This window comes from Bradyrhizobium sp., from assembly GCF_049798375.1.
GTDB lineage: Bacteria > Pseudomonadota > Alphaproteobacteria > Rhizobiales > Xanthobacteraceae > Bradyrhizobium.
Genome location: NZ_JBARGP010000600.1, coordinates 1 through 7,205, shown reverse-complemented (window position 1 = coordinate 7,205; position 7,205 = coordinate 1). Strand labels below are relative to the sequence as shown.

Annotated in this window: 5 protein-coding genes and 2 pseudogenes; 2 read left to right on the top strand and 5 right to left on the bottom strand. The window is 61.9% G+C overall.

All coding sequences use genetic code 11. The features are described from left to right. The 5 genes and pseudogenes from WA702_RS24075 to WA702_RS24055 all read right to left on the bottom strand — a co-directional run. Window positions 1-253: pseudogene (locus WA702_RS24075) on the bottom strand (hypothetical protein); the annotation flags it as partial. A 384-nt stretch (window positions 254-637) separates the two neighbouring features. After that, the gene (locus tag WA702_RS24070; RefSeq protein WP_425113056.1) at window positions 638-883 is read right to left on the bottom strand and encodes a hypothetical protein; all 246 of its coding nucleotides are present in this window, start codon (window positions 881-883) and stop codon (window positions 638-640) included. 158 nt (window positions 884-1,041) lie between these two features. Then, window positions 1,042-3,582, bottom strand: a complete 2,541-nt coding sequence (locus WA702_RS24065; protein WP_425113055.1) for an ATP-binding protein — start codon at window positions 3,580-3,582, stop codon at window positions 1,042-1,044. Window positions 3,583-3,941: 359 nt separating this feature from the next. Continuing rightward, window positions 3,942-4,331, bottom strand: coding sequence for a response regulator (locus tag WA702_RS24060; RefSeq protein ID WP_425113054.1), 390 nt, complete (start codon window positions 4,329-4,331; stop codon window positions 3,942-3,944). 261 nt (window positions 4,332-4,592) lie between these two features. Continuing rightward, window positions 4,593-5,297 (bottom strand): Crp/Fnr family transcriptional regulator, encoded by a 705-nt coding sequence (locus WA702_RS24055; RefSeq protein ID WP_425113053.1) that lies wholly within the window; start codon window positions 5,295-5,297, stop codon window positions 4,593-4,595. Between the two features lie 671 nt (window positions 5,298-5,968). Here WA702_RS24055 and WA702_RS24050 point away from each other — a divergent pair. Both WA702_RS24050 and WA702_RS24045 read left to right on the top strand, forming a co-directional pair. Continuing rightward, a complete protein-coding gene (locus WA702_RS24050; protein ID WP_425113052.1) occupies window positions 5,969-6,721 on the top strand; it encodes a histidine kinase dimerization/phospho-acceptor domain-containing protein in 753 nt (250 codons plus the stop codon). 271 nt (window positions 6,722-6,992) lie between these two features. Further along, a pseudogene (locus WA702_RS24045) lies at window positions 6,993-7,205 on the top strand (flagellin); the annotation flags it as partial.

The window sequence follows — 7,205 nt, the reverse complement described above, 5'->3', positions numbered from 1 at the left end:
GATTGGCATGATCCGGTGAGCCGTCGACCAAGAGTTGCTCGACCGGCGTGAAGAAGAAGCGGGACGGATTCGCCGTTCGATTCTGCGTCGTGCCGTCCTGGCGGAATTCGGCGCGAAGCCGGGCCTGGATGTCGGACGAGCCCGGTATCTCAACGCCGTTCTTTTCGAGCCGTTCAAGCTCGCTGAGCAGACAGCTCCGCGTCAGCGGCGACAGCCGCTGCAGGAACTCCCAGACCCGGTCGAGCTGAAGCATGTGTTGTTCTGTTTCGTGCAAGGCGGGCAGGGGGCTCGCCTCGTGCCGATCAAAGCATGAAACAGTTCGCGGTAACTTAAAACGCCGGAACAACTGCGCATAAACACGGTGTTAGGGAAGCTGCCGGCCGGCAAGATTGCAATCGAGAGGCCGATAGGCGTCGCGATTTGCAACCATGGAGAGTGCCGCGTCGGGATCTTTGGCGGTTCAATTCAACCGCAATGCGATAGTCCGTAGAGTTAACCGGCGCAACGTCGCCTGCCGTCAAGCCACCCGTGCGCAGCGACCGCGCCCTGAGCCGGCCAACCAACGACATTGCCTTGCGATCCGTAAACTCGGGCGGCGGGTGCTCCCGGCGCGGATCGCGTTTCTCGACCATACGGCTTACAGATAGTCCTCGGCGAACGGGCGCACGCGGGAAGCCGGACGCAGCGCTGGCTGTGCCTTCTGCGGCATCGGAACGATCGTGATGGTCCAACGCGGCGGAACACTTGCTTCCTTCTCCATCACCGAGCGCACGATGCCCGTAATGGTGGCGCTGCCGGACTTCACCGTCGCAGGCCGGCCGTTGAACTGGGCAATTCGAAAACGCCGGACTTCCTTCTGGTCGGCCGTTTCAAACGTAAACATGGGCATCTCCTATGCTGAGGAGAGTGTCTCAAGTCATGATTATTCGTTTGTGAACATTGCGAACGGTATAAGTACGGCGCGCAAGCACGGTCGCTCGCGGCCTCAGTCCTTGTCTCGTTTGCTAGCAAGTCTGAGGTCTGCAACCGCCGCAGTTCAGCTCATCGCTGCAGGTCCAGCTTGCGGGCCGCCGCATAGGCCTGCTCGATCTTGTCGAGCAGCCCGGTATAGTCGCCGATCGAGATCCGTAGCGCACTCTGTTCCAACTGCAGCGCCAGGCCGGCGAGCCGACGGTAGCCGAAGGTACCTGCCGCGCTCTTCAGGGAATGCGCTTCTCTGCCGATCTTGATGCGTTCGCGCTCGAGCGGGAGCGTACGCAAAAGCTTCAGTCTGGCATCGGTCTCGCTGATGAAAACCTCGCGAATTTCCTCCGTCGCCTGCTCACCGATCTCGCCGACCAGATCGGCATAGGCCTCCCGGTCGAGCACGGCTTCCGGCGCGATGGCATCGAACGCAGCTGTGTTCGTTGCTTCGACCATTTCAGCGGGCGCAAGCGATGGCGCGTCTGCAATGGCCGGCACGTCGCGCGCGGGCAGCACGCGCAGGATCGCTTCGACCAGCGCCTTCTTGCGCGCCGGCTTGACCACGAAGTCGTTCATGCCGGCCTCGCGGCACTCCCTGATGTCTTCCATGAAAGCGTTCGCGGTGAAAGCAATGATCGGCACGGCCGAGCGCCGTTCACCGCGCGCCCGGATGGCACGTGTCGCCTGAAAGCCGTCCATCTCCGGCATGCGGACGTCCATCAGGATCAGGTCGTAATTGAAGCGATTGGCTGCGGTGACGGCCTCGGCGCCATCGCAAGCGGTGTCGGTCTGGATGTCGAAATCCTTCAGCATCTTGGCCGCGACCAGACGGTTGCTCGGATTGTCGTCGACCACGAGCACCCGCAGCGGCCGGCCAAACGCGGCAATGCGATCCTGCAGGGCGGTGTAGACGCTCTCGTCATTATACTCGGGCGCCGCTGCATGCTCCGCGATCGGCAGCGTGAAACGGATGGTGAAGGTGGAGCCCTGGCCTTGGGTCGACGACACCATGATTTCGCCGCCCATCTGCTCGGTCAGGCGCTTGCAGATCGCAAGCCCGAGGCCCGAGCCGCCGAACCGTCGACTGATCGAGTTGTCAGCCTGCACGAAGTTGCTGAACAGGAGTCCGACCTTGTCCGGCGCGATGCCGATGCCGGTGTCGCTGACGCTCCATTCGACGGTCGCCTGCTGCTCCTCGCGCGCAATGCAGCGGGTCGTGATGATGACTTCGCCTGATGAGGTGAACTTGACTGCGTTGGACACCAGATTGAGCAGGATCTGGCGAATGCGGCCGGCGTCGCCGACCAGGGCGGGAGGCAGATCAGGATCGCTGGCGCTGCGGATAGTCAGATCCTTGGCGGCGGCCCGCGGACCGATGATGCTCAGCGTGTTGTGCACGAGGGCCTCGGCCGAGAATGCGATATCCTCGAGCGAGAGCTGGCCGGATTCGAGCTTGGAGAAGTCCAGGATGTCGTTGAGAATCTCCAGCAGGCTGTCGCCCGCATTGTGGATCGCGACCACCGATTGCCGTTGCTCGGGGTCGAGCTGGGTTTCGAGTAGCGTGGTGGCGAGCCCGAGCACGGCGTTCATCGGCGTGCGGATCTCGTGACTCATCATCGCGACGAAGGTAGACTTGGCGGCATTGGCGGTCTCGGCCGCCTGCATCAGGTGCTCCTGCCGATCCCACCAGCGCGCGATCATGAGAGCCGCGAGCAGCACGGCGGCCGTGCAGACCAGCGACGTCGTGATCAGCAGCATCGCCATGGTGTGCCAGTTCTTGAGCGCATCCCCCTCGCGCTGCGTGACGACAACCATCGCCGGATAGCCGGGCAGCATCTTGGCTGCGCGCAACCGCATCTGGTTGTCCTTGCCGCCGGTCTCGCGGATGACGCCGCCATTCGCCAGTGCGCGCTGTCCGAATTCTCCCATGGTCCGGCCGAGTTCGCTGGTCGGTGGGAAATGGGCCAGCAGCGTGCCGTCCTCGCGAACCAGCGAGATCTTGCCGTCCAGCCCGAGCGCGGTCGAGCCGAAGAAGTTCTCGAGATATTGCACCGATATCGCGCCGAGCATCAGGCCCATGAACTCGCCCTTGCTGTCGCTCAGGCGCCGCGCGATATAGATGTTCCAGGCACCGTCGCCGCGATTCTGTACGGGCATGGAGACGACGCTCTGCAGCGTCGTATCGGCTTGCAAGGCCTTGAAGTAGTCGCGGTCGGCGATATTGACGTCGGGGATCGGCCAGTAGCGCGAGAAGTTGATCAGCTTGCCCCGGGCGTCGATCAAGGTGACCGCATCGAGCTGCGGCAGACCGGCGATCTTCTCGCTGAGCAACTGATGGGTCGCACGGTCGGAGGCGACGAGCTCGTAGCTCGCACCATCGTTGGCTCCCCGGCGCATGAGATATTCGCCGACGCTCGAGAGCACGAGATCGGCCGATTTGAACGAACGGTCGGCATTCTCGGCGAGCGTCAGGCTATGGCGGGCGAGAGCCTCGCCGGCCTGCTGCAGCGTGGCTTCGCGCAGATTGGTGAGAAAGAACAGATTGCTGCCTGCGATGATGGAGATCAAGGCCAGCGCGACGGCGGTTGGGGCACTCAGAAACCGTTTGTGAGCACGCATGGCGCGTTACCGGATGCCTGGGGGCGCGGTCGGCGCGCTGCCCGTCCTGTTGAGCGCCACCTGTGCGGCAATTTCGCGTAGCATCGGCGGGGGCATCCCGGCATCTTCGATCGCGAGAAGCTCGCTGCGCATTGCTCTATTCCCGTCCGGGCCCGGCGCGTTGGTCGGCAACCACCCACGTGTTTAAAGAGCGCCTCTGACCCTCTCGTAAATTTTGCTTCCCGTGCAAATACGGAGTCACGGCCTGCATCGCGGCGGTTCGCGCTCTGTTCAGAAAGCATTAACGCTGGGAAACAAAAAGCGGCGGCTGAGCGCGCGGGCTCAACCGCCGGTTTGACACGGCAGCGAAGGTGACAGCGTTACTCGGCGGGGCCGAAGACGGCTTCCATCTTGGTTTTCAGCGTCGCCGCGTTGAACGGCTTGACGATGTAATTGCTCACGCCGGCCTTCTTTGCGGCGATGACGTTCTCGGTCTTGGACTCGGCCGTGATCATGATGAACGGCGTCTTCGAAAGCTCCGGGCTGGCGCGGACTTCGCGCAGCAGGTCGTAACCGGTCATGGGTTCCATGTTCCAGTCGGAAATCACCAAGCCGTATTTCTTGGCCTGCATTTTGGAGAGCGCGGCCGATCCATCGTTGGCGTCATCGACGTTTTCGAACCCGAGCTGCTTGAGCAGGTTGCGGATGATCCGGATCATAGTGGAATAGTCATCGACCACCAGGATCGGCATCGACAGATCAAAAGCCATGTCATTACTCCGCGCGTTTGGTCAAAAGCCGAACACGGGCGAGATATCTCAGCACGAAGATTATTCGACGCTTCTTGGACCCGCGCTCGTCAGCAGGATGATAATTATCATCAGCCGTTGAACAGCGCGTTAATTCTGCGGCGGACAAATGCGACGGGTGAGGCGGAGCCCGTAGTTGCACGGATGCGTCGCGCGATCCGTTCGTCATGCGATCCGGTTGGAATATGCTGGACCTGCGTGAGATCAGGCAGGAGCGTCAATTCACCGCACGAGCCGGTCATATTGAACCTTGACCGCCCCATAGCACTCGCATGCGGTTTTCTTCAGGCCGCCGAGGTCGGTGATCTCGATATGGCCACGGCTGTAGTGGATGAAGTTGGCCTGCTGCAGTGTGCTGGCAACCAGCGAGACGCTGTTGCGGCGGGCGCCGATCATCTGCGCGAGCGACTCCTGAGTCAGATAGAGCTTGCTGCCGCCGGACAGATCGTGCGTCTGCAGCAGGCAGCGCGCGAGGCGCGACTCCACCGTATGGGCTGCATTGCATCCGGCCGTCTGCTGGCTCTGCACATAGACGGCAAGTGCATGCTTGAACAGCAGTGACCGCAAGGTCGCGCTCTGCTCCGCTGCTGCACGAAGCCGCTCGACGTCGAGAACCGATGCGACGCCGGGCACCAGCACGATGGCGCTGTTCAGCACGGTCGAATCGCCGCCGAGTGCTGACAAGCAGCCGAGCACGCTGTCGCGCCCGATCATGGCGACCTGAACGCGTTCGCCCCGCGCCAGATTGACCACCAGCGAGATCACGCCCCGATGAGGGAAATAAGCGCGGGGCAACTTTTCGCCGACCTCTGCCAGGACGAAGTCCTGAACCAGATCGACTGTCCGCAGGTGCGGCCGGATCAACTCGAAATCGTCTTCGGCCAGGGCCGACAAAAAGCCATTCGGAGAACGCGAGGTCGTTTCCAAAGCCATCTCCTGCCCTGTTTGACTGCTAGTCTCCCACTGGCGAACCCAAATGCATGCTGATCGTGGACAGAATGAATTCCCGGCATTTTCCTGACAAGAAGAATCAGCGCTGACGCCGACGAACAGAGATGTTCACCGCTCTCACCCATATGCTCGCTAATGTGCAGATGCGAGAACCGGTATCATAGTGCGACAAACTCACAGCTAAAGCGGGTCTGTCTTGCGTTGCGTGATGGTGCAACAGTTGCGTCACAGATGCCATCTGGCGTTCGATCATCCAGCATTGCAATACGTTTCGTGACCGCTTGAGGAGAGTCACGCGCGACCGCTTCGCTGGTGCCAACGGCGTGAGTGCCGGCCTGTTCCCAGGCCTCCGAATTGACATCCTCATGCGGCGCAGCCGAGAGTGAGGGCGGATCGATTCGTCGAACTGATTTTGCAACCGGAGCGCCGTCGCGCCGGGGCGACATCGTTGTTCTCGTCGTGATTGGTACTGCAAGATGGTAACGCGAGTTCGATCGTTGTGAGGCCACGCTTGTTACGGTCGCCTCGTGATGCGCGAGCGATGGTCGGTCGATGTGCGGGCATGGCGCCAGCTCAAGCGGCGCACTGATCCGGTGCCGCCTTCGCAAGTCGGTCGCCGACTGGCGCGGATGGGTAGCTGAGAAAAAATGACAGCAACAATTAAGCAGAAGCCTGAGCCATCATCGTCTCAAGACCTTGTGAGAACCAACGGCCAAGGCAATGAGAGCGAAAGCCAGGGCATGGCGATCGTAGGCCAGGTCGCCGGCGGCATCCTGCATGACTTCAACAACATTCTCACGGTGATCACGGGGACGATCGATATCCTGGCCCAGGCCGTCGTCGATCGGCCGGATCTCGCGGCCGTTGCGCGGCTGATCGATGAAGCCGCGACACGGGGGGCTCGACTGACCTCGCAATTGCTGGCTTTTGCGCGCGGCCGTTCGCCGCAGCCCTGCGATCTCGATATCGACGAATTGCTGGCCGACGTCGGTCGGCTGCTGCGCCCGACGCTGGGCACCGAGATCGAGATCACGGCACGCGTCGTGCCCGGGACGCCGACGGCATTCGCCGATCCCGGTCAGTTGATGGCGGCATTGCTCTGCCTCGCGATCATGGCCCGCAACGTCATGGCGGGTGGCGGCCGGATCGAATTCGAGGCGAGATCGGTCCGCGCATCCGCGGCCGGTGCGGACCAGATCGCAGAAGACGGCGTCCAACTCGTGCTGAAGGCGCATGCCAATGGCGGAGCCATTGGAAGGCCCGATCATTCGCGTTCCGATATGCGCATGGTCGAGGACTTCGTCGGCCGTTCGAACGGTCGCCTCATGATCGGTGAGCCCTGCGGGGCAGACTTCGAGGTGGAAATCCTGCTGCCGCGCGGTGAAGCGCTGCTCGCATAATTAGCGGGGCGCTAACTGCGGGCGGCTGCCCTTGCGCTCTCTTCCTGCAGAATCGATGATCTTGCTCGTCACCGGGAGCCGGGCCGGCGCCTTTTCATTAGACGTTAATCGAGTCGATTAGGTCTCGGTTAAACTTAACGGCGGAGGGCGCCGCGCTCGCATGGGCCGAGCGGCATGATTTAACGAATGGGTAGGGTGCCGCGGACCACTCTGGACGTGTCGCCGACAGAATTGCGGCGACATCACACTGTTCATCCAGAAGGGAATGACAATGTCTGGTATCGTCCTCTCGGCGTCCGTGCGCCAGAACCTGCTCTCGCTGCAGTCCACCGCTCAGTTGCTTGCCGCGACGCAGAGCGACCTTTCCACCGGTAAGAAGGTCAACTCGGCTCTCGACAACCCGACCAACTTCTTCACCGCCCAGGGCCTCGACAACCGCGCTTCCGACATCTCCAACCTGCTCGATGGTATCGGCAACGGCGTG